Source organism: Sporosarcina sp. P26b (assembly GCF_002743245.1).
Taxonomy (GTDB): domain Bacteria; phylum Bacillota; class Bacilli; order Bacillales_A; family Planococcaceae; genus Sporosarcina; species Sporosarcina ureae_C.
Map to the genome: position 1 here is coordinate 123503 of NZ_PDYW01000003.1, position 22197 is coordinate 145699.

Below are 22197 nucleotides of genomic sequence, written 5' to 3' on the forward strand. Positions count from 1 at the left end.
CGCTATTCACTTGATTACACAGAAAAAAACCATCTAATGCAAACGGAGAGACTCCGACAGCTTTAGATAGTTTTTCTTTAGTCTATAAACAACAAGATGTGAATCTTGTTAATTCCAATACGCACTTGTATCTTCAACCATCACTTTCGATGATTGCAATCCGCCGCCATAAAACCATGCTTCTGTGTCCAGATAAATAATATGGTCATTCTTGTACGCAGTTGTTCTTTTCACAAGCTCATTTTCAAATATTTCCTTCGTGCTATCATGCGCGGTATTTAGCACTGCACTACGGTCAACCACAAAGATAATGTCTGGATTTTTGTCCGTTATATATTCGAAGTTAATGGATTGACCAAATCTCGCTTTTTCAATGTTTTCATCTACCGCTTTATATCCAGCGACATCATGGATGAATCCACCGTAACGAGAACCCGGCCCGTAAGCACTTATTTTTCCTTCATTGACCATGACAATTAACGTTTTCGCATCTAGATCTTTCGTTTTCTCTTGAACAGCCTCGACTTTTTCATTTAATTCAGCTACTTCTTTGTCGATTTGTTCTTTTTCATTAAATATATTCGCAATCGTTTCCATATTGTCTGTAAATGAATCGATATAGTTCGTGAAGTCGACACTCATATAAACGGTTGGCGCAATACTCTTGAATTCGTCATACATTTCAGCTTGACGATCTCCGATTATAATAAGGTCTGGTTTCATTCCATCAATTGCTTCAAAATCCGGTTCCACTAAACTTCCGACATTCGTATACTCAGATCCAGCGTATTTTTTTAGATACTCAGGTACCGCATTTTGTGGAACACCTGCAACTTCAATGCCTAATGAATCTAAAGTATCTAAAACACCAAAATCCAATACTACAACTTTTCTGGAACTTTATTCAAAACTACTTCTTGATCATCAAGTTCATGCTTAATCTTGATTTCAGTCGATTCCGTGCCTTCTTGAGTAGTGCTAGACGATTTGTCTATTTGTGTATCCGTTTCATTCGATCCGCATGCGGAGATCACAAGCATACAGGCAAATATGAATACAAATAATGACCATTTTTTCACGATAATTAACCTCACTTTTGATGAATTTACGAATGACTCTACCTTACATGGAAATACGGATAGAAAACCATTTGCATGTTGCAAAGTATGTATATATGTTTTATTAACTCGTCCTTTCTTTGTATAATAAAGCTGATCCCTACAAGAAATCAAGTAGAGGAAGATTGTTTTTAGTATACAATAAACAAGTGATAATGACTATCATTTTCAAGTGGAAGGAAAAGGGATAGTAGCTTTTAAAAATTTCTAATGAATCGAACTCAATAATAGGAGGTTAAAAGATGACGGATAGGTGGAAAACTGAGGATATTATATTTGATAGCTTGTTCGAAGCGGATGTGTGGGCCGATTCAATAGCAAATGAAATGTATGCCAGATTGTATGATGGCTATGACACGTGTGATTATAAAATAGCGTATGCATTAGCTTTTAGGCTTGCTGCGATAGAAGAATTCAAGGTGATTACAGAAAACACACCAGAGGACCGATATAAAGTTTGGGTCATACCTTCTACGAACGGAAGAATATTTTAATAACGCTAGACAAGGTGAATGGGGAGTCAAGAATTTGAGAAAACGTCATACTAAATTTTTGAAATACTTTTTGATTCTTTTTGTTCTTTGTATACTAAGTAATATTATTTTTAAAGATAATCTCAACGTATTAACTGCTTTTTCAGTAGCGCTCGGCGTTAGTCTAGGAATCGCATACTTGAGTCCGTACTTTATTGAGGAGTGAAAAGTAGTAGCATCTGTACGTTCGAATGATCGTATGGTGGAAATCCTGGTTCTCGTAGATAGACAAGCAGACGTTGGTTTTTCCGTAAAGCTTCAACTTTAAAGGCATTTGTAAAGAAGAGGCGTTACACATTTTTAAGTTAATAAATAAAAGGCAAATAATAAAAATCTACGTGACGCTAATAGGGCCGCTCATTATCTTGGCAGTATTCTTGGAAACCTACATAAGTGATATAATATTACACTTCATTCAAAAATAGAGCATGATCTTGTACGTTAATAGAGGAGGGTGAACGTGAACGATTATGTTTTAATTTCATTATTAGTACTACTAGTGATACGGAATTTCATAAAAGACAAAGAAACTTGGAGAGAGATTAAAAAGCTACATACAAGCCAACGTATAGGTGTGGCCATTAATTTTGTCTTTACGGTACTAGCTATAACGTCTCTGATTTATTACGGTGGAAATTGGATGGCGGGACAGTTTTCGAATATCTTCTTGCAATCTCTCGTTTTCCTCATTATTGTTTTCCTTGTTCTGATCAGCATTGGAACTTTGTCGGATAAAATGATGAATAAGATAACGAATGGAACGCTCCCTAGAAAATGAGGGGATTTTAGAAAGTTTAAGAATCACCAGCTAGTATTTCAACTTGAACAACGTCATCTAGAGAGGAAGTCATTTTAATGGATCAAGTTCACAATGTGTCAAAAAAAAAACACATAAATCCAAAACTTTAGATATGATTATCGTATTTACTTCATTTACGTTTATTTGTATAGCTATTCTATTTGCCTTGTTAGTTTACGACATTCTCACCATACAAAATCTACTTTCATTTGATCAACCAATGGAATCTATCATGATTGTAGTTTTTTCATCCATTGCTTTAGTCATATACGGAGTCGTTCTGACTTTTACGATTCCATCTACTTTTATCGATGATAACAATAATTCCTATCAAGACGAATCACTGCCAAGGATTTTCCTGTTTATGTTCATTGCCGCAGTATTTGAAGAGACATTCTTTAGGGGCATCATTCAAAACGTACTTTTCCTTTATATATCCCACGAATGGGGTGCTATTTTATTAACAACTGCTTTGTTTTTGCTCATACATACCCAATACTTTAAAAAGCCTATTATGTTACTGAATATTTGCATCCCAAGCTTAGTTTTTGGTTGGATTTACTTTGAAACGAACAATCTGCTAGTGCCGATTTTTGTTCATTTCATCATGAATGTTGGGATGACTATATTATTCAAATATAAATTAATAAATTTCAAGAAATGATTTCACTAGTAGCGGGGAAGAGTATATATATCGTTCATACCGAACATATTATAGTTAAAAGTAGGTTAGCTGATTTCTAAATAGAAAGAAGTAATTTATTCATCTGGGAGGAATGAAAATACATATACAGGATGTTCATCCGCTATTGAATGACCATAAGAAATGGAATGCCATTCAAAGCGGTTTAAACGAAAAGATACGTTTGGTAAACAGTACGACTGCTTCTGCTATGCATCTCATTGCAGGGGTGGACGTAGCTTACTGGGAAGATGATGGGATGGAATGGGGTGTTTGCAGCATCGTCGTCATTGACTATGCTACAAAGGCAGTTATTGAGGAAACAACGAGCAAAGGAATGATCACCGTTCCTTATATTCCCGGCTATTTGGCATTTCGGGAACTTCCTTTAGTTATTGAAGCGGCCAAAAAGCTTACGCACACGCCAGATCTATTTATGTTTGATGGCAATGGCTATTTACATCCGAGGCATATGGGAATCGCAACGCATGCTTCTTTCTTTCTGGATAAACCAACTATCGGCATTGCCAAAAGTTACTTGAAAATAGCGTATGCCGAATTTAAAATGCCTGAAAACGAGGCGGGTTCTTATGAAGATATACGTATACACAAAGAGATCTACGGCAGAGCTTTACGAACGCATCGAAATGTAAAACCGATATTTGTTTCATGTGGGAACTATATAGACTTACCGACTGCAACTTCTATTACTATGGAATTAATCAATAATGAAAGTCGAACACCTATCCCGGTTAGACTGGCAGATTTGGCGACAAAGAGAAATAGAAGGCTGCTACGGGTGAAGGAATTTTGAAGTGGATGATTTTAATGTAAATGTGAAATAAAGAAAGCCATTTTCTCTGCTGAGAAAATGGCTTTCTTTCATATTACAGCTTCGCCCAACGTTGCTCTAACCAGTTCATAAATTCTGCACCTTTGTCGCCTTCATATGCATCAAAGACATCTATACGCATACGTTTTAATTTATCCGCAAAGTCTGCCACGGTATGATCTTTCGGCAAGCTTTTTTTCACGCGCAAGAAGATCTTGTCTGTGTTTTTGATAATGTCAAAACGTGCAGGCGCTGGCTTCTCTACATCCTCGCCAAACGCTGCTAGTGCTTCATACGCTGCTACTTGCACTTCGTAAACAGTGTCATGCTGCATGCGGTTTTTTAATAAATCTATGACTTTGTCATGTTTATAATCCGATAACGTTTTGACTGCTTCCAAACGATCTCGCCAGCTAGACGTATAATTGGCCTGTTTTTTTAATGCTTCATACTGCTCAGGTAATGTTGTTTCAAATTGTTTCAAGTCATTGCACCTCTTTTTTAAACTAAAGAATAAATAAATCTTCTTCTGTTACCTCATTATACGTTGTAAAGGCAAAAATAGCGATGAATCACTAGTACAGGTATATAGAGAAAGTGGTTCATTTGCAACAAAAGTTGAAAATGAATTCCACATAGAATGTTCGTATTACTTAATGGTATATTGGGTAATATACTAGTTAGGTTATAAAAATTTCGATAGCAATAATAACTTATTTGACATAACAAGAAAGGAATGATCACCAATGAAAAAAGTGACGCCATTCTTAATGTTTCAAGAAGGCAACGCAGAAGAAGCAATGAATTATTATTGTTCACTTATTGAAGACTCGGGTATTACAAGCATAATTCATTATGGAGAAAATGAAGCGGGAGAAGAAGGTACAGTGATGCACGCAATCTTTACCCACTGTATGAAAAGTTATTGATGAATGGACAAGCACTTATGCCGTTGGGGGACTATGGATTCAGTAAGAAGTTTGGTTGGCTAAATGACCAGTTTGGTGTTTCTTAGCAACTGGACTTACCGATGGGTTGAAAATAGTGTTAGCGGATGCGTAAGACTTACCTTTTGTACGAAATTACCGATAACTTCAAAATAGAAATTCAGATGGTTATTTGCGAGAATTTGAGTATGGAAGACGTATCGTCTATAAGAGAATATTGAAGGAATAGAAAATGGCAGACGTATCATTAGATTTTCAAATGACAAGTTCAGTTGAGCAAGTGTGGAAGGCATTAACAGATTCAAATATATTGGAAAAATGGATTTGGAAAAATGATTTTAAGCCAGTAATAGGAGAAGCCTTCCAATTTCGTTCAGAGCCAAATGAATGGTGGGATGGCATCGTGGATGGTGAGGTGCTCGAAGTAGAGGAGCCTTATATCCTCTCTTACAAGTGGGCAAGCGAAGGGGAAACCACTATAATTACATGGACATTAAAAGCAGAATCAGAAGTTGCTACACGAGTACATTTTGAACAAACCGGCTTCAGTGAACAAACAAAAGCAACAAAAGGAGCACTGGAAGGAGCTAAATATAGTTGGATGAATTTTGGTGAGCAACTCAAAAAAATGTTGGAACAATAACTACATTTAGCTGCAACTAAGTCTACAGGCACAATTAGTATAAAATAAGAGATATTAAACAGCTCACTAAAGGATACTCTTTACCAATTAGTGTGCTGTTTTTAAACTTCAGAAGTACTGGATCATAAGTTCATTCAATATAAACATTTGTTGAAAAAAATAATAGTAGTTGTAACGTTTACTGTAATTTCAGAAGAAGATCATAATTAAGTAATGAGTAGGAAGTGAAGTCAATGGAAACACGAATAATATATATGGAATCATTCACAGTGAAAGGTTTTGAAATGAAAGGACCTATTTCGGAGATTCCTAAGTTGTGGGATCGATTAAACGAAGAACTGCAGAAATATCCAAATGTTAAACTGGCTGATGAATCCTTTGGCATTACCATAGCAATAGAGGATGGTTTCATTCATTATTTAGCAGGTATCAAAAAAGAGCACTGTATAGGGATACCTGACTTGCAAGAAATAGTGATTCCAAACGGCAAATTTATTGTAGCAGACGTATTGGACGGAATAGAGAGCATACCTTATGTATTTTCAGAACTGATAAATAAACCTGGGATACGGATTAGAGAAAGCTTTGGATTGGAACGTTATATTCATGCATTGGGGGCGGAAGCCTATACACTGGAAGTTCTGATGGCCATTGAATAATACATAATGTTACGGTGTTAGGGAAAGAATTTCTTCAACTTTAAACGAGTAACTAACATCTAGCATTTAAAGGAGTTTAGATGATGTACAAATTAAAAACTACAGAAACTGACAGCAGTGTTATAGAATTTATTGAAAACGTAGAACAACCTAAAAAACGCGAAGATGCATTTAGGTTATTAGATATATTTACAGATGCAACAGGTTATGAAGCTAAAATGTGGGGACCAAGTATTATAGGATTTGGCAAATATCATTACAAATATAAATCTGGACACGAAGGGGATGCACTGATTGTTGGCTTTTCACCACGAAAGGCTAAAATCAGCTTATATGTTACTCCGGGGGAAAAACATAGAAGTGCGTTATTGGAACGTTTCGGGAAACATACAACCGGAAAATCATGTGTGTATATAAATAAAGTAGACGATATTGATATAGAAGTATTGGTGGAATTAATTAAGCAAACTGTCATTTATCTGAAAGAAGCCTATTCAAGTTAAGAATAACGTTATGTCAGCGGTGCATACTATACGAAACTATTATAATTCGTATATTGATTGACCATTTAAGGAGGGAACAGAATGACGGATGAAATGATTGTGATCGGTGCCAAAACGAAGTATCCACTAAACGGAATTTTAGCCATTCCTGATGAATCGAATAAATTGATACCTGGAGTTGTATTGGTGCATGGCTCTGGTCCAAGCAATATGGATGGAAAAATCGGAAACATTTATCCTTTTAAGGATCTTGCTGATGGTTTGTCGAAACAGGGAATTGCCGTCCTACGATTTGATAAGAGAACATTCATCTACGGCAAAGAAATGAAAAAAGATAGTGCCCTATCTGTAAAAGAAGAAACGATCGAAGATGCAATTCTCGCCGCTAATTTTTTACGATAAGATTCACGTATTGATGCAAACCAAATATTCATTATTGGTCATAGTTTAGGTGGAATGTTGGCCCCAAGAATTGATGCAGAAGGTGGTAAGTTTGCTGGGATTGTAATAATGGCTGGGTCCCCACGCAAATTGGAAGAAATCTTAATAGATCAAAATAATCAAGTATTACATTCACTTAATAAATTTTTGAAAGTAATTGCAAGTAAACAAATAGCAGCGTTATCGACAAAATTTGAGAACATCTATAATCTAAGCGATGAAGAAGCAAAAACAACTAAAGTTTTGGGGAAACATGTTAGAGCATACTATTTGAAAGAAATGGGTGAACATCCATCTGCTAAATATTTACTTGCATTAAATAAGCCTTTGTTCATTCTACAAGGAGAGAAAGACTTCCATGTTTCAGTGGATAATGATTTTAACGGTTATCAGGAAATTTTGGGAGATCATCCAAAGGTTAAGTATAAACTTTATCCCAATTTGAATCATGCGTTCATGCCATCTGTTTATGGTGAAATACGAAAAGCAAAGAAAGAGTATAACGTTGCACAGCATATTGATCAACAAGTGATTCAGGATATTTCCGACTGGATTCATTCAGTATCTAGATCCATTAATACAAATTAATGCACAACGTTTAGTAACGTTGTGCATTAGAAATAGGCAACTATTCCATTGTCATCTCAAATTACTAGTTCAATATACTTGGTACATAACTCCATTCTTCATTATCTATTAACTCACTCATTTCCACTTCTACATTGCCACCTAAAAAAACGTTTTCCCCTTTTATTGCGATGATCATCGCTTTAAAAGGCACACTATCATTTTTTTGATACACATCCCCGACTTTCGGTATATGCGTTTCCAGCAATTCGGCTTCTGTCTCATTTAATACGTGTTCATCCACTACATCTACCGCTGGATTTTGTAAGTCAATATCCGTTGCACCTTCCATAAGCCCAGGTACCATCACCCAATATTCATGATGTTTAATGCCATTAGATTTACTACTAACTATGCCATTTTTCTCAATCGATGAAACGAGTTCTATTGCATGAAGATGATGGAAATCGAGCAAATCAGGCTTTGGATTGATAACTAAAATGTAATCGCCAACTTTAGCTTTGACGTTTTTATCAAGTGTATAACGTTTTTTAAGGAAAACAAAACTATCCAAATGTCTTGGTTTATAATAATCAATGTTTTTCGCTGTAGCCAATTCTTGTTCATAATCTTCCAACCGAATGAGGTGAACCGACTTTTGAAGGAACGTTTTTATAGAATATACTTTGTGTAATTTATTTTTATAATAAACGAATTGACCTTTACGAACGTTTAATAGCTTCATCTATGATCCCGCCTCATCTAAAATATAGTCTATACTACCATTTACCGTGTTTTCTTGATTGTCTTGTAAAAAGACAGGAGCATCAAAATAAGAATAATGGAAAAAGGTAAACCAGCAATAATAAGCATGTTCTGAAATCCGCCAATCCCTCCGTAATACATGACAATGGCAGCCATCGATGAAAGTAGTAAACCCCAAATGATTTTCACTGAGTTGGATGGATTTAGCTGACCACCGGTACTGAACATACCAAGTACAAACGTGGCTGAATCGGCTGACGTAATAAAGAATATCGCAATGACGATGATCGTCAAGAATGAAAGTGCGGTTCCAAATGGATACTGCTGCAACATACCGAATGTCACCGTTTCTGTAGCTAATTCAGATAACTTGGCAATACCGTTTCGCTCTATATTCAATGCTGAACCACCAAAAACAGCAAAGAAGACCATGGTCACAAGTGTAGGGGCGATTAATACACCCGTAATAAATTGTTTGATGGTACGTCCTTTTGATACGCGAGCAATAAACATTCCAACAAATGGAGCCCAAGAGATCCACCATGCCCAATAAAAAATTGTCCAATCGTTAATCCAGGCTCGTTGTTCTGTGTTTTCTGGTTTTAACTCGAAGCTCATTTGAATAAAGTTGCTTATATAATTACCAATACCCGTTGTGAACATATTTAAAATATACATCGATGGACCAACTACAAATAGTGCGCATAATAGTATGATGGCAAGCCACATGTTAATTGAACTTAAGTATTTTATACCACTTCCAATACCTGACCAAGCAGATAGGATGAAAATGACAGTCGCAATCGCCAAAATAAGCAACTGAAACCAAAAAGTGTTGGGTGTATTAAATACATAGGTTAACCCACTATTAATTTGTGCTGAGCCAAATCCAAGTGTGGAGGCAACGCCGACAACGGTTGCGAAAATAGCGAGGGTATCAATTATTTGCCCGAATGGACCACGCATAGCCTTTGCTCCAAATAATGGTTCAAGTGTTGCGCTAATTAACCCAGGTGCACCGACACGAAATTTAAAATAAGCGAAGATCAGACCGATAACGGCATATAATCCCCAGCCATGAAAACCCCAGTGTAAGTATGTATATTGGATAGAATCCAAAATCGCCTGTTCTGATCCCGGCACAGCGTTTGGTGATTTAATGAAAGCATGTGAAATCGTTTCTGCTGTTGTAAAAAACATGAGCCCAATTCCCATACCTGCACTAAATAACATGGCAAACCATGCTGGTAAGCTGTAATCTGGTTGATCACTATCTTTTCCTAGTTTGATTTTACCAAAACGTGAGAACATCATATAAAAACAAAAGCTTATCATGGCAACAATGACGAGCATATAAAACCAACCAAAATGAGTATAAATAAAACTTGTCATAGATGCGGTTAATCCATTTAGATGTTCAGGGGCAATAGATCCCCAAAGTACAATTGCTATACATATGACTATGCTATACCAGAATACTTTTGTGATATTCAATATAATCCCCCATTTCCAACTGCAAATTAGTATGTGCAGTTTTATGTAATGTCATTCTTTATGTGAAATTCGAAGAGCATGTCTTGTAAACGGTGATGAAATGATCCATTGCATGATTCGAATGAGTTGTAGCTAAGTTTAAAAGAAGCATGAATGATACACGCTGCAAAGCACTCATTTAGCAGATTTTTGATTTGACGATATGGATGAATGATTAAAAACTGCAAATACTTCTATGCGTAAATAGGCATCCCCAATTACTTCCTCAGCGGCTATTCTTCTGCAGTAGAAAACTGAAATCGTTGGAAAATCATTACAACCATGTCTATCGATGATGATAGCTTAAAGCAGTCTGTTTTCAACGTATCTTAGTATAGCATTCATTGGAGTATCAATGGAACGATAACACGGCACGACACTTGTGGGTGAGATTGAGCACCCAATCAGTAAAGATCATAAACTGACCGCTTGTAGTAAAAGCGACCGGTTTATTTTTTGTGTATCCCTCTCTATAAATCTCGCTATATAACGTATGAAACGAGCAAGTTACATCGAGGGGGAATGGGATATGAGACAAACCGCTACTATGCACTATTTAAAAACGCCGAATTTATTAGTGGAACAAAACGCCTGGCATGAATACCTCGCATTGCAAGAAATTCATGCGTATGTTTACAGCTTGAAAAATGAACAAAATCAAGATTGCTGGATTTATAAAACGGCAAATGAATGGCAAGAGATGTTCCCATTCTGGTCGCTCAAGATGATCGAAAGCATTCTTTTGAATTTGGAAACCATCGGCTATTTGGACGTAATGACCGGCAGAGAAGGAAGTACATCGAAATATTATCGAATTAATTATGCAATGTATGTGTAGAGAAAAGCGATACGTTACAAGGGGTTGGAGTACATTACTTCAACTCATTTTTAAATTTCGTAAAATTAATTTTCAAAATGAGTATCCTTTCCTGAAAAACTTTCTATATGGAGTGTAAGGAGTGCGAAACGCGTACTCTTACAACAAATTTAGGGGGACCACCATATGAAATTATTAATTGAAGAAGAGACGATTCCGTTATTACCATCGCTTGTACACGAAGTGGGAATAAATGGCGCACTATTTTTACAGCAATTGCACTTCCGTTCGCTTGTTTCCAAAAACAGTAAGGACGGTCATAAATGGGTCTATAAGACGTATGTGGACTGGACAAAAGAATTTACGTTTTGGTCTACAAATACGATACGCCGTATAATTTATGATTTGGAAAATAAGGGCTATCTCATTTCAACGGATCAACACAACCATATGAAAATTGATAAAACGAAATGGTATCGAATCGACTATACGTTACTTCCAAAAAAATCGTTCGGAATCGGGCAAATCGCTTGCTCAACACCGCCATCTGCACGTGTCGATGTTGAGCAACTCCAGGTGTCGGAATTGGGCAAGCCAATAACTAAAGAACTTAAAGAACCTTTAATAATAAAGAATAAAAAGAGTGTCGAGATGAATCTCGACGTCCTCCATTCTGTTATTGAGTACTTAAATAACAAAACCGGAAAAAAGTTCAAAACTGAAAACGTTACTACTCGAAAATGTATCAACGATCGATTGAGCGAGGGATATACACAAGAAGATTTCATACGTGTCATCGACCTCAAAACAAATCAGTGGTTGCATCTACCGGAATTCAACCAATACTTGCGGCCTGCGACGTTGTTTAGCGCAAGTAACTTCGAAAATTATGTGAACGAACAGACTTTGTCGAAGAAACCGAAAAGACGCCCGCTCGTTCCGCCAGTGCTAGATTTCACGAAAGGAGATGATCACGTATGATGAACGAACTAGTAGAAAAAAGTCTTCTCGGTACGATGATGCAAGAAAACTATCTAATACTCGACAGTGGAATCCAAGTAGCTTTCTTTGAGACACAGCTACACAGAAGTATTTATCTGTCCATGAAAGGATTGGCATTACAGGGACGCTCAGTCGACTTCATTACCATTCTGACGACACGTGAACCAGCAGAACTAGGTGGAGCAAATTATGTATCGGATTTACGTCGCTTTGCAAACCCGGATCGCTTTGACGAATACTTGGATATCGTGATCAACAAGTATAAGAAGATTGAAACGGAAAAGACTTTGCAGCGAGCGTTGGCCGAGCGGTGGGTGATTGGGAAGGTTCAGAATGCTTTAGACGAACTGGATAGTGATCATGCATCCGTGGAACTGGAGTTACTCGACAACTATCTTGCATCTCAATACGAACAACCATTCATCAAAGCACCGGACATGACAGGAATAAGTACGGGCTTACAGTCTATGGATTATGTACTGAACGGATTCCGAGATGGTGAATTCATTGTCATTGCGGCGAGACCATCGATGGGCAAGACGGACACACTCAATCATTTCGCACTTACTGCTGGATTGGCTAATCATTTGCCAATGATTTTCTCACTGGAAATGAGCCGTAAAACACTATCAGACCGACTCATTGCCTCAGTTGGTGGATACAGTCGTTTGAAAATGCGCGATCCGTATAAGTACTTTCCTGATTCACAAAAGAATAGCTGGATGAAGGCGCTAGAACTCCTGCAAAGTGCTATGATCCGAATCGACGACCGAAGCGGATTAAAAGTGAGCCAAATGAAAGCAGCAGCCCGTAAAATCATTAAAGCAAATCCAGAAAAGCGTCCGATCATTTTCGTCGATTACTTGCAGATCATCCGACCAGAAGAAACAGCGAACAATCAAAATCAGGCAATCGGTCAAATTAGCGCAGATCTAAAATCCATGGCGAAAGAATTTAACTGCCCTGTCGTCGTCTTGTCGCAGCTATCAAGAGCCGTCGAACAACGTCAAGACAAACACCCGGTGATGAGCGACTTACGTGACTCAGGCAACATCGAACAAGATGCTGATGTCGTGTGCTTCCTTTACAGGGATGACTACTACGACCAGGACTCGGAAGTATCGAATCATCTGGATATTACCGTTGCCAAACACCGCAATGGCCCAGTCGGCAGCTTCACCGTCTACTACGACAAAGATACGGGTCGACTCAGAGACCTACAAGGTTAAAAAAGGAGAGGTTACACATGATCACAGTTGAAGAACTATTCGATTACGCGATCGATAACGATATGTCCCTAACCGCCCACAGTATTTTCTGGGCAATCAGTAATCAAAAAATCCGCATGGAAGAAGACAGCGAGAAACTGAAAGAGATCGATTTCGATCAGGAAGCGATTCAGCAATCGATGAAAGAAAACATATTGCGTATTGGAGACATCAAACTCTTTGTGGTGGAAAGTAAGCAACCGAATTGGTATGCGTTTTATCTCAGCAAGAAAGAGGCAGACGCTTATCGGTTACATAGCGAAACGTTTCGCGAGACCGGTGTGAAAGTCACACATGCCGACCGATTGATGCCGAATTTATTAACCTTTGTTGAATCAGGCGAAGAAGAAAGTTTGTATGAGTACCGAAAACGAGTGATGCAGTTTCCGGTGTACGTTGGTCATGTAGAAGCAGGGAAGCGCTTAGTGCAACGTATGTTATAAAGGAAAGGAGAGAGGGGTGTGGAAATAACAGATATGGTGTTGGTCCCAGTGATCGTCGGATTGGTAGATGCGTTAAAAGGCTATGGGCTGCAGAAGAAATGGTGTCCGGTTGTATCGATAGTACTTGGAGTAGCAAGCGGAGTCGTATATGTATTTCCAGAGGACTGGGCTAGTGGAGTATTGAGTGGAATTGTCATGGGTTTATCTGCTGGCGGTTTGTATAGTGGGGGAAAGGCGGTAGTGGGAAGTAAGCCAATAAGAGATACTCTGTAGCTGATATGTACATTTTGATCTTTTTACATCAAAATCCAGCTCATCTTCACGTTAGCAAATGAGCTGGATTACTTGATGTACCATCAATTCCTAAGCGGATTCACTAAGGGCTATCGGGTTCCTTTTTCAATTTATTTTTTCGAAATGCGTATACGATAGCGAGCAAAAGAGGAAAGAACAGTCCAATAGTAATAGAGAAATATATTTCAGTCGATTGTTCCACTTCTTTTTGGTAGACGACGTTAGGATAGATCACAAGAGAGAGTATAATGGCCAACATGCCTAAGGGTAACGTTAAAGGGCGGTAGTCTTTCAAATTTAATAGTTGTGCAATGCCTAAAACAGAAGCATAAAAATAAAGAATCGTCTTAAAATAGAGGGCGATAAACCAAAGGAAACCCATCAATTCTTCAATGCGCTGTACAAAATCCCCAACATTAATTCGTTTGGCCAATTCATAACTTGGATAAATCTGTCTTGCTGTATCATCGGCACCTACTACCGAAACGCTTAAGAATGTAAAAATGAAAATGAAGATTCCGCCTATTAAGTTTCCAAGTAGAAATGACTTTTTAGCTTGTTTCACTTTATTAATTAAGGCCGGGAAGATCATTAATAACACAATGGCGTTGACAGAGGAAGAGGTAATAAAATAGATGCTGGATTGAACGATCGTTTTGGTCCCTGCCTCAAATACAGGCTGTAAATTTTCAAACTTGATTTGAGGTGAAATAAACACCGCTAAAATGAGAAAAAGGACAAAAAATACGACAATAAAAATTTCTGCAGAACGAGCGATCGTTTCCAATCCAAGCCGGACGCCCATTACGACGATCCCCATCATTAGAATATTCAGGGCTACTACTGGAGTGTTAGGCATCATATTAGTCATTATAAATGTAGCCGAATAATACAAAAGACTAGATGTGTAAAGAGTAGCCATGGATACGAATAGTACGGAAACAGCTTTTCCTATCCATTTACCAAATATCTTTTCATTGATTTGGATATAGGTTAGGTGTGGGAACCAAAGAGATATAGTTGTGAATAGCCATATGACTAATAAGCCGATTACTGTCCCCACGATTGCTGCAATCCAAGCATCTTGCTTCGCTTCAGTAGCTAAAACTGACGGGACAATTAAGATGCCTGTACCAATCGTAAAGAAAATAACCAAAATTAGAAATTGATATGGATTAATTTTTACGTTTTGCATCATTTCATATCCTACCTTTCCCTTTACTTAGATCTTTACTTCAGCAAAGGAGCCATCAGGTTAGTTAACAGTGTGAATAAAAAAGTGAGTAAGTCCAGTGGTGTTGGAATCGACTTTCCAAATCCAAGCACCATGCCTAATACAACTCCAATTGTAAGAAAAACAGAAAACGCGAGCAATTCTTTTTTATGTTTTTTATCTAAGAGAGGGGGAACTTCAAACCAGATAATGGCAGCTGCTATTAAGAGAATACCTATACTATTTATCATGATGAGTTAGTCCTTTATCTTTTTTAAGAAGGAATTATTTACTGTACCGATGCGACGAATTTTCATATCAATATGAACATTTACGGTTAAATCGGAAAACTTTTCATCCCAGTGCTCTTTCATCTCGTTCCATTCTTTCGGGTTGGATCTGTGAATAGCTTCACCAAATCCAAAAATGTCTGATTGATATTGTTTTTGTACTGACTCGATCGTTTGATGAATAATCTCTTTCACTTCTTCTTCATAAATTTTCTCTAGCTTGTCAATGGTTTCAGGTTCCATAATATCAATTGAACATAAAACCTCCCCTATATTGCCTTCCGCTTCAATTTTGATATCCACCTCAGGTTCACCTTTGTTTATAGAACCTACAATTTTAGAATGAAATCGAAAAATATCTATAATGATTTTTCCTTCTTTAGGACATGAAATAGAGGTTACGGTTTTTTTAACGGTGTTGGTGATATCTGAGTAGCCTCTGCTTTCTTCTTCATTTAACCAGCCGACTAGCTGATCTCCTTTAAACACAGCTAAATTATCATACTCAATTCGCGTAGATGGAGTAATCGATTCCACATTCTGTTTGCTAGTTCCTGTTTCTTTGTTACCTAATACTTGAATCCCTGTTAACACCGCTTCCTTTCCGTCACTTATCAGATTGGTTACTAGCTCATCTAATATAACGCCTTCTGTCCCGGCCCAGTTTTTTTCTGATGTTTTTAAGGAATTAAACATTTTATTAGCTGGGATGTTTTCTATAGGTGTAGTCACATTCAATACTTCAGTAGCCGTTATATCTTTCGTAACTACTACGTAGAAGTCCGATCGAAGCTCCCAATCCCTTGATAGCAATTCTAATGATTCGGCTATTCCTTCTTTAGCCAAGTCCTCATTGATGACTAGAATTTGTAGATGTCCCGGATACATTTTTCGTGGGTCGTTCTTTGTCATTTTTCGAATGGCTTCATATACAGTCTCCCCGGTTGCTGTATAGAGAGTGACTGCAGAACGTCCCGTACTTGCCTTCATGGATACTTCCGAAGGTACGACCACTTGTGCACTTATTACGTATTCATTTTCTATTTTATCGATTCCTATTGCCATTGCGATACCCAGCTCATTTAATTCCCTCCTGTCCCAGCACCCAGACAAGAAAAGAGTGAGAAACAGAAGAGTAACTATGCACTTTTTCATCATATACTCCCTTTCCTAATCTTCATTTTTTGGTGGCTGTGGCTTTGCGGAAGCTGGATTTTGTTGTCTTACCCTATTTGTTTGATTGGTTAGGCGTGGGCGGGTAAACATTTTCCATATAGGTGCCACAATCAACGTATCTTTTTGATCGGAAACATTGAATGGAGCTAATGGTGACATATAAGGCACACCAAATGAACGTAAACTGCATAAATGGAGAATCAGAGCTACCATACCTATGGCAATACCGTATAAACCAAACGAAGCAGCTAGTGCCATAAATCCAAAGCGGAGTATCCTTGCAGATATCGCAAGGTTGTAAGTAGGCGAAACAAAACTTGATATGGCGGTTATGGAGACGACGATGACCATCGCGGCTGAAATAATGCCTGCTTCGACTGCTGCGGTACCAATTACGAACGCACCTACAATGGACATGGCTGAACCGATGGAGCGGGGCATCCTAACGCCTGCTTCCCTTAAAATTTCAAAAGTGATTTCCATTATGACGGCTTCAATAAATGCCGGAAATGGCACACCTTCTCGTTGTGCTGTCAAGCTAAGCAGGAGCGCTGGCGGTAACATCGTTTGATGGAAAGTGGTGATCGCAATAAATGATGCGGGTGCAAGCAAAGCAATCACGTATGCAAAGAAGCGTAGAAGTCGAATCAGACTTCCAATACCGGTATGCACATAGTAGTCTTCAGGAGATTGGAAAAATTGGACGAATAGTGCGGGAACAAGTAGTACAAAAGGAGTTCCATCCACTAAAATAGCTATGCGTCCTTCGAGAAGTGCTGCAGCGACTGTATCGGGACGTTCGGTATTAAAAACGGTAGGGAAAGGGGAGTACGTTGAATCTTCAATTAGCCCCTCGATATTACCGCTTTCCAAAATCCCATCAATATCAATTCGGTCCAAACGTAAACGGACTTCATCGACGATTTTGTCATCAGCAATGCCATGGATATACATAATCGCAACATTCGTTTTCGTCCGTGTCCCAATCACTTTTGACTCCATCCACAGACTTGGATCTTTCAGTTTCCGACGAACCAATGCCGTATTGACACGTAGATTTTCAGAAAAACCTTCGCGCGGTCCTCTAACTACTGTCTGAGACGTTGGTTCCGTTACCCCACGCTCAACCCAGTGCTTATTTCCAATGACCAAACCTTCAGAATATCCATCAATTAACAAAATAGCATCCCCAGATAAAAGAGAAGTAAAAAGATCATCAAAGTTGGTTAGATCTTTAATCTCTCCCACTGTCATAGCAAAATCTTTTAATGCAGTTAAGAGGTTATGTTCTGGCGTTAACTTCTTCTCCAATGGAGTACCTTTTATATCCAACATCAACGATTCCATGATGAAATTTTGCAATGCCGGTGTATCGCTTAAGCCGTCAGTATAGAAAATCCCTGCTTTTACCGATCCACCTTTACCAATTCGAATTTCACGAATGACAATATCCGTGCTCGAACCAAGGCTATCTTTTACAAATTGTATATTGTCTTGAAGACTTGTCTTTAGATCATTAGGTGAAGTATTTTCTTTCGTTTGGCTAGGGGGAGTGGATTGTACTTTAGTATTCACTTTCTTTTTGAAAAAGCCCATACACTACCTCATTTACTGTTTGGTATTTTGCGTAGGTCCGCATATATATTGATTTTTCATTACTGTTTTATTCATCATGTCCTTATTGTTGTTGTTTTATGCGGGTTGGGGTGGTGATTTTGTGGGAGGAGCGGGGAAATGAAAGGAGTATTTGACTATAAAAGCGTATAGATTAATGTAGAATAAAGTAAAAGAGTAGAGTTATTGGCAGAAGTAATTGGAAGTCTAGAAGATAACTAAAATTGCTTAATATAATATGAGCGCAAAAAAAAATTTAAACTTATCTTGCATTTTGCCGTCTGAACGGAGCTATCGTGCTAGAACGATCAGAGAAACAAAAACGAGTATTTTTCAAGATTTCTACTACATCTGGTAAAAATATTAGTTTTTATAATCCAAAAATGTATTGGAACAAGGCACCTTAAAGTACCAGCTATCGATCACCATATCGATGGCTGGTACTCTTTTTTTATTGAGTTGAATCGTGAAATACTAGGTTTTACTACGATGCAGACTGGTGCGAGAACCTGGTACCTCTACTATAGGAATGGTATACTGGCAAATGGATATTTATATAAACCCGATCACAAAGATGGTGAGGAGATAAATAGAATGACATACGCATTAGAAATTAAAGATCTAAAAAAAGTCTATGCTGGTGGTGTGGAAGCTTTGCGTGGCATCGATTTGAAAGTAGAGGAAGGGGATTTTTATGCTCTTTTAGGTCCTAACGGTGCCGGCAAATCTACAACTATCGGAATTGTGACGTCTCTCGTCAATAAGACATCAGGAAAAGTGAATGTCTTTGGCTATGATATGGATACACAGTTAATGCAAGCCAAGCTACAGATCGGTCTGGTTCCTCAAGAATTCAACTTCAGTCCGTTTGAAACGGTTCAGCAGATTGTAGTGAATCAGGCGGGCTATTACGGTGTGTCTAGGAAAGAGGCGCTAAAGCGTAGCGAAAAATACTTGAAGCAGTCTGATTTGTGGGAGAAACGAAATGTTCAAGCCCAGATGCTTTCTGGAGGGATGAAACGTCGACTGATGATCTCACGTGCTTTGATGCATGAACCGCGCTTACTTATTCTTGATGAGCCTACAGCTGGGGTAGATATTGAATTAAGACGAGAGATGTGGACATTTCTTAAAGAATTGAATGAAAATGGCACGACGATTATTCTGACAACACATTACTTGGAAGAAGCCGAAATGTTGTGTCGTAATATCGGGATCATTCAAAAAGGGCAGCTGATTGAAGATACTAGTATGAAATCATTGCTCGCTAAGCTTCAATATGAAACCATTATTTTAGATATCGAACCTTCAGGACAGACGCCAGTGATTAAAGGTTATACTAGTGAACTCCTGGACGATGGGTCTCTTTCTGTAGAGGTAGCACGTGATCAAGGGATCAATGAAGTGTTTAACCAATTGACAGAACAAGGGATTAAAGTGTTATCTATGCGCAACAAGTCCAATCGATTAGAAGAGTTATTTTTAAAGCTTACAGAAGAAACTGCGTAGTGGAGGATGTACATGTTTAAATTATATTTAACCGCATTAAAAGGTCTATCGGTCAAAGAAACGAACCGCTATTTAAGAATCTGGATCCAAACATTGGTCCCGCCAGTCATCACAACTTCTTTGTACTTTATCATTTTCGGGAATTTGATTGGTAAACGGATTGGCGAAATGAACGGATTCTCTTACATGGAATTTATTGTCCCAGGATTGATCATGATGTCAGTCATCACCAGTTCCTACTCAAATGTTTCGTCATCATTTTTCTCGCAAAAGTTTCAAAAGAACATTGAAGAACTATTAGTTGCCCCTGTACCGACTCATATTATTATTTGGGGCTTTGTCATTGGAGGAATAGGTAGAAGTGTTCTCGTAGGGATACTGGTCACGATCATCTCTCTGTTTTTCGTTCCGTTGCAAGTGCACTCGTGGAGCATGGTCATCTTGACGTTTTTGATGACGGCTATTCTGTTCTCGTTGGCCGGCCTGTTGAACGGTATTTTTGCCAAGTCATTTGACGATGTGTCTATTGTACCTACGTTTATTCTTCAGCCGTTGACTTACTTAGGTGGGGTGTTTTTTGCCATCTCGATGTTGCCTCCATTTTGGCAGGTGATTTCACAGTTCAACCCAATCGTTTACATGATTTCCGGATTCCGATTCGGGATTCTCGGTGTGATCGACGTTCCCATTTTATTTTCCATTCTCATTTCGATTACGTTTATCGTAGTGCTTTACGTAATCAACTGGTATTTGATTGAAAAAGGCCGTGGACTGAGAAGTTAATATCTGTGACGTACTGTAACTGTTACTTGAGAAATTAACTTGAATACCTAAACAATACACTAGACTCCTGATCAGCCCACTTCGTCATGTGAGCCAATCAGGAGTCTGTTTTAATTTAACCTTGCATAGCTTCTTGAGCAGCAGCTTCAAGTGTAATAAGTCCTTCAAATTCGTTATGCTCAAAAGATTCTATTTACCTATATATACCAACCCTATTATACAAAAAAATAATAATAATCTTTGAAACTATATTGGAAATTTAGCGTCTGTACGTTGACTTATGATTACAGAACAGAAAGGAAGGAACACAATGAAAAAGATCTGGATAGCATTTAGTACGGTAGCTCTCGCTCTGAGCTTGCCATTAACAAGTATGGCCACTAGTAACCAGAAGTTCACAGATGTGCCTGAAACAAAGCACTTTGCGGAGGCGGTTAATGAATTGGCAGAACGTCATATTATTACGGGGTATGCGGACGGTCTGTTCAAACCAGGCAATCCCATCACTCGCGGGCAAGCTGCAGCGATCATCGTGAAGCTGCTGAAAGAAAACCCGGATTATTATGTACAGGATCCAGGATTTAAGGATGTTTCAAAAGCAAATGGCTATTACAATTCCATCGCGAAGCTTGCAGAACTAGAAATCATGTCAGGCTATGCGAACGGCAATTTCGGTCCGAATGATCCTGTCACACGTGGGCAACTGGCTTCTATTCTTGTTAAAGCATATGATTTGCCGCGTTTTGATTTCATTTCTAAGGAAAATCCTTTCCGTGATGTGAAATCGACTAATTCACACGGTGCCAATGTGTTGATTCTGTATAAACTCGGCATCACTTCAGGCGTGACACCCGAGAGGTTCGGCATCAATGAATTCGTGACAAGAGGGCAAGCTTCTAAACTGATGCTGACAACGGAGCGCGTGTATCCTGATACGTATTCTATAAAAACGCAAGGCGATAAGTCCGGAATGATGATGCGATTTTCGGAAATCATGGCGGATGAGGATACGGATGAATTCATTCCGAACTCTGAAATCTACCATGCAGCGATCATTAAAGGCAGACAAACACCTGCTGGCTATACAGGCGACCGCTTGCAGTTGACGCCGCTTAAAGAGGGCAGAGGAACACTTCAAGTCGGTGGTAATTATGGCATGGAAGCGCAAAACATTAAACGGTATTACGATAAATATTATGTCGATGTGAAAAAGGTGAACGGTCGATTGAAGATCGAGCTTCAACATCCGAGCGAAATCTTAAAGACTCGTGCACGGCTGAAAATGGCAGCGGGTGAAAAGGTCGAAAGTATTCATTTCGCGCAAACCGATGGAGTGGTGATATCCGACAATATGGCTTTTGAAGGATATATCGATTCACCGGATGTGTTCATTCGCGTCAATAGACACGGCAACTATATCGCGACAGTCCGTTTAACTAACGGAAAAGAAGTGCGTTATGCGGTGGATGTGAAAGCGCCGACTAAGCATAAGCTGTATTATGAAATTGAGATAACAAAAATGAAAAACAGCAAGTGAGTTAAGAGTGCTAGGTTTCGACACTATTTAGAATAGTGTTGGGGCTTGGTGCTCTTTTTTAAAGCTACTAAAATGAAGTATAAGAGATAGTTGGAATTGATTAATAAAAAAGTTTGTATAAATAATCTGAAACTTTTCTCACAAGATGCCGTCTGTACGTTGCTAACTTGCAACATATTTGAACAGATGTCGTAGAAATACATAATTTTATGAGTAATGGAGGAGAATG

At 38.4% G+C, this 22197-nt stretch carries 24 protein-coding genes and 2 pseudogenes; 18 read left to right on the top strand and 8 right to left on the bottom strand.

The window, feature by feature from the left end:
• Nucleotides 1-108 precede the first annotated feature (108 nt).
• Nucleotides 109-1079: pseudogene (locus CSV69_RS04400) on the bottom strand (siderophore ABC transporter substrate-binding protein).
• Between the two features lie 281 nt (nt 1080-1360).
• Between CSV69_RS04400 and CSV69_RS04405 the strand changes: the two are divergent.
• The 4 genes from CSV69_RS04405 (at nt 1361) to CSV69_RS04420 (ending at nt 3946) form a co-directional block, all read left to right on the top strand.
• Nucleotides 1361-1612: a hypothetical protein gene (locus CSV69_RS04405; protein WP_099692802.1), complete on the top strand. Its 252-nt coding sequence runs from the start codon at nt 1361-1363 to the stop codon at nt 1610-1612.
• Nucleotides 1613-2111: 499 nt separating this feature from the next.
• Nucleotides 2112-2429: a hypothetical protein gene (locus CSV69_RS04410; RefSeq protein WP_085426316.1), complete on the top strand. Its 318-nt coding sequence runs from the start codon at nt 2112-2114 to the stop codon at nt 2427-2429.
• A 133-nt stretch (nt 2430-2562) separates the two neighbouring features.
• A complete protein-coding gene (locus tag CSV69_RS04415; protein WP_099692803.1) occupies nt 2563-3114 on the top strand; it encodes a CPBP family intramembrane glutamic endopeptidase in 552 nt (183 codons plus the stop codon).
• Nucleotides 3115-3226: 112 nt separating this feature from the next.
• Nucleotides 3227-3946, top strand: a complete 720-nt coding sequence (locus CSV69_RS04420) for an endonuclease V (RefSeq protein ID WP_099692804.1) — start codon at nt 3227-3229, stop codon at nt 3944-3946.
• A 73-nt stretch (nt 3947-4019) separates the two neighbouring features.
• Here CSV69_RS04420 and CSV69_RS04425 read toward each other — a convergent pair whose 3' ends face one another.
• On the bottom strand, nt 4020-4448 hold the full coding sequence (locus tag CSV69_RS04425; protein ID WP_099692805.1) for a HEAT repeat domain-containing protein: 429 nt from the start codon (nt 4446-4448) through the stop codon (nt 4020-4022).
• A gap of 262 nt (nt 4449-4710) precedes the next feature.
• On the opposite strand from CSV69_RS04425, the pseudogene CSV69_RS04430 reads away from it, so the two are divergent.
• From CSV69_RS04430 to CSV69_RS17115, 6 genes and pseudogenes are all read left to right on the top strand, one after another.
• Nucleotides 4711-4979, top strand: a pseudogene (locus CSV69_RS04430) (VOC family protein).
• A gap of 164 nt (nt 4980-5143) precedes the next feature.
• A complete protein-coding gene (locus tag CSV69_RS04435) occupies nt 5144-5554 on the top strand; it encodes an SRPBCC family protein (protein ID WP_099692806.1) in 411 nt (136 codons plus the stop codon).
• Nucleotides 5555-5787: 233 nt separating this feature from the next.
• Nucleotides 5788-6213, top strand: a complete 426-nt coding sequence (locus CSV69_RS04440; protein WP_085426313.1) for a GyrI-like domain-containing protein — start codon at nt 5788-5790, stop codon at nt 6211-6213.
• An 83-nt stretch (nt 6214-6296) separates the two neighbouring features.
• Nucleotides 6297-6716: a DUF1801 domain-containing protein gene (locus tag CSV69_RS04445; RefSeq protein WP_099692807.1), complete on the top strand. Its 420-nt coding sequence runs from the start codon at nt 6297-6299 to the stop codon at nt 6714-6716.
• An 81-nt stretch (nt 6717-6797) separates the two neighbouring features.
• A complete protein-coding gene (locus CSV69_RS17110; RefSeq protein ID WP_233192324.1) occupies nt 6798-7118 on the top strand; it encodes an alpha/beta hydrolase family protein in 321 nt (106 codons plus the stop codon).
• Nucleotides 7119-7172: 54 nt separating this feature from the next.
• Nucleotides 7173-7745 carry a dienelactone hydrolase family protein gene (locus tag CSV69_RS17115; RefSeq protein WP_233192325.1) on the top strand — a complete coding sequence of 191 codons (573 nt, stop codon included), beginning with the start codon at nt 7173-7175 and terminating at the stop codon, nt 7743-7745.
• A 64-nt stretch (nt 7746-7809) separates the two neighbouring features.
• On the opposite strand, the gene CSV69_RS04455 is transcribed toward CSV69_RS17115, so the two are convergent.
• Nucleotides 7810-8469: a hypothetical protein gene (locus tag CSV69_RS04455; protein ID WP_085426310.1), complete on the bottom strand. Its 660-nt coding sequence runs from the start codon at nt 8467-8469 to the stop codon at nt 7810-7812.
• Between the two features lie 41 nt (nt 8470-8510).
• Entirely contained in the window at nt 8511-9986 is a 1476-nt protein-coding gene (locus CSV69_RS04460) for a BCCT family transporter (protein WP_099692808.1), read from the bottom strand.
• A 565-nt stretch (nt 9987-10551) separates the two neighbouring features.
• Here CSV69_RS04460 and CSV69_RS04465 point away from each other — a divergent pair.
• The 5 genes from CSV69_RS04465 (at nt 10552) to CSV69_RS04485 (ending at nt 13825) form a co-directional block, all read left to right on the top strand.
• Nucleotides 10552-10860 carry a hypothetical protein gene (locus CSV69_RS04465; protein ID WP_085426308.1) on the top strand — a complete coding sequence of 103 codons (309 nt, stop codon included), beginning with the start codon at nt 10552-10554 and terminating at the stop codon, nt 10858-10860.
• 165 nt (nt 10861-11025) lie between these two features.
• Nucleotides 11026-11820, top strand: coding sequence for a conserved phage C-terminal domain-containing protein (locus CSV69_RS04470; RefSeq protein WP_099692809.1), 795 nt, complete (start codon nt 11026-11028; stop codon nt 11818-11820).
• Complete coding sequence (locus tag CSV69_RS04475) at nt 11817-13070, top strand: replicative DNA helicase (RefSeq protein ID WP_099692810.1); 1254 nt, start codon at nt 11817-11819, stop codon at nt 13068-13070. Before CSV69_RS04470 ends, CSV69_RS04475 begins: the two co-directional genes overlap by 4 nt.
• 17 nt (nt 13071-13087) lie before the next feature.
• The gene (locus CSV69_RS04480; protein ID WP_085426305.1) at nt 13088-13552 is read left to right on the top strand and encodes a hypothetical protein; all 465 of its coding nucleotides are present in this window, start codon (nt 13088-13090) and stop codon (nt 13550-13552) included.
• Nucleotides 13553-13570: 18 nt separating this feature from the next.
• Complete coding sequence (locus tag CSV69_RS04485) at nt 13571-13825, top strand: hypothetical protein (protein WP_085426304.1); 255 nt, start codon at nt 13571-13573, stop codon at nt 13823-13825.
• A 103-nt stretch (nt 13826-13928) separates the two neighbouring features.
• Here the strand turns inward: CSV69_RS04485 and CSV69_RS04490 are convergent, their stop codons facing one another.
• The 4 genes from CSV69_RS04490 to CSV69_RS04505 are packed head-to-tail and all read right to left on the bottom strand — an operon-like array spanning nt 13929 to nt 18121.
• A complete protein-coding gene (locus tag CSV69_RS04490; protein WP_233192326.1) occupies nt 13929-15041 on the bottom strand; it encodes a GerAB/ArcD/ProY family transporter in 1113 nt (370 codons plus the stop codon).
• Nucleotides 15042-15076: 35 nt separating this feature from the next.
• Nucleotides 15077-15310 carry a hypothetical protein gene (locus tag CSV69_RS04495; RefSeq protein ID WP_085426302.1) on the bottom strand — a complete coding sequence of 78 codons (234 nt, stop codon included), beginning with the start codon at nt 15308-15310 and terminating at the stop codon, nt 15077-15079.
• Between the two features lie 6 nt (nt 15311-15316).
• On the bottom strand, nt 15317-16507 hold the full coding sequence (locus tag CSV69_RS04500) for a Ger(x)C family spore germination protein (protein ID WP_369823934.1): 1191 nt from the start codon (nt 16505-16507) through the stop codon (nt 15317-15319).
• Between the two features lie 12 nt (nt 16508-16519).
• Entirely contained in the window at nt 16520-18121 is a 1602-nt protein-coding gene (locus CSV69_RS04505) for a spore germination protein (RefSeq protein ID WP_099692811.1), read from the bottom strand.
• 612 nt (nt 18122-18733) lie between these two features.
• Here CSV69_RS04505 and CSV69_RS04510 point away from each other — a divergent pair.
• The 3 genes from CSV69_RS04510 to CSV69_RS04520 all read left to right on the top strand — a co-directional run bounded on the left by CSV69_RS04510 (nt 18734) and on the right by CSV69_RS04520 (nt 21968).
• Complete coding sequence (locus tag CSV69_RS04510) at nt 18734-19648, top strand: ABC transporter ATP-binding protein (protein WP_099625300.1); 915 nt, start codon at nt 18734-18736, stop codon at nt 19646-19648.
• Nucleotides 19649-19660: 12 nt separating this feature from the next.
• Nucleotides 19661-20431, top strand: coding sequence for an ABC transporter permease (locus tag CSV69_RS04515; protein ID WP_099625299.1), 771 nt, complete (start codon nt 19661-19663; stop codon nt 20429-20431).
• Nucleotides 20432-20741: 310 nt separating this feature from the next.
• Complete coding sequence (locus tag CSV69_RS04520; RefSeq protein ID WP_158232607.1) at nt 20742-21968, top strand: S-layer homology domain-containing protein; 1227 nt, start codon at nt 20742-20744, stop codon at nt 21966-21968.
• Nucleotides 21969-22197 lie beyond the last annotated feature (229 nt).

Bases quoted from the DNA above. Each gene is read 5' to 3' on its own strand.
- CSV69_RS17115 (WP_233192325.1), top strand. From the start codon at position 7,173: ATGTTGGCCCCAAGAATTGATGCAGAAGGTGGTAAGTTTGCTGGGATT.
- CSV69_RS04500 (WP_369823934.1), bottom strand. From the start codon at position 16,507: ATGATGAAAAAGTGCATAGTTACTCTTCTGTTTCTCACTCTTTTCTTG.
- CSV69_RS04455 (WP_085426310.1), bottom strand. From the start codon at position 8,469: ATGAAGCTATTAAACGTTCGTAAAGGTCAATTCGTTTATTATAAAAAT.
- CSV69_RS04470 (WP_099692809.1), top strand. From the start codon at position 11,026: ATGAAATTATTAATTGAAGAAGAGACGATTCCGTTATTACCATCGCTT.
- CSV69_RS04480 (WP_085426305.1), top strand. From the start codon at position 13,088: ATGATCACAGTTGAAGAACTATTCGATTACGCGATCGATAACGATATG.
- CSV69_RS04440 (WP_085426313.1), top strand. From the start codon at position 5,788: ATGGAAACACGAATAATATATATGGAATCATTCACAGTGAAAGGTTTT.
- CSV69_RS17110 (WP_233192324.1), top strand. From the start codon at position 6,798: ATGACGGATGAAATGATTGTGATCGGTGCCAAAACGAAGTATCCACTA.
- CSV69_RS04495 (WP_085426302.1), bottom strand. From the start codon at position 15,310: ATGATAAATAGTATAGGTATTCTCTTAATAGCAGCTGCCATTATCTGG.
- CSV69_RS04515 (WP_099625299.1), top strand. From the start codon at position 19,661: ATGTTTAAATTATATTTAACCGCATTAAAAGGTCTATCGGTCAAAGAA.
- CSV69_RS04435 (WP_099692806.1), top strand. From the start codon at position 5,144: ATGGCAGACGTATCATTAGATTTTCAAATGACAAGTTCAGTTGAGCAA.
- CSV69_RS04475 (WP_099692810.1), top strand. From the start codon at position 11,817: ATGATGAACGAACTAGTAGAAAAAAGTCTTCTCGGTACGATGATGCAA.
- CSV69_RS04505 (WP_099692811.1), bottom strand. From the start codon at position 18,121: ATGGGCTTTTTCAAAAAGAAAGTGAATACTAAAGTACAATCCACTCCC.
- CSV69_RS04405 (WP_099692802.1), top strand. From the start codon at position 1,361: ATGACGGATAGGTGGAAAACTGAGGATATTATATTTGATAGCTTGTTC.
- CSV69_RS04490 (WP_233192326.1), bottom strand. From the start codon at position 15,041: ATGCAAAACGTAAAAATTAATCCATATCAATTTCTAATTTTGGTTATT.
- CSV69_RS04520 (WP_158232607.1), top strand. From the start codon at position 20,742: ATGAAAAAGATCTGGATAGCATTTAGTACGGTAGCTCTCGCTCTGAGC.
- CSV69_RS04445 (WP_099692807.1), top strand. From the start codon at position 6,297: ATGTACAAATTAAAAACTACAGAAACTGACAGCAGTGTTATAGAATTT.
- CSV69_RS04465 (WP_085426308.1), top strand. From the start codon at position 10,552: ATGAGACAAACCGCTACTATGCACTATTTAAAAACGCCGAATTTATTA.
- CSV69_RS04415 (WP_099692803.1), top strand. From the start codon at position 2,563: ATGATTATCGTATTTACTTCATTTACGTTTATTTGTATAGCTATTCTA.
- CSV69_RS04420 (WP_099692804.1), top strand. From the start codon at position 3,227: ATGAAAATACATATACAGGATGTTCATCCGCTATTGAATGACCATAAG.
- CSV69_RS04510 (WP_099625300.1), top strand. From the start codon at position 18,734: ATGACATACGCATTAGAAATTAAAGATCTAAAAAAAGTCTATGCTGGT.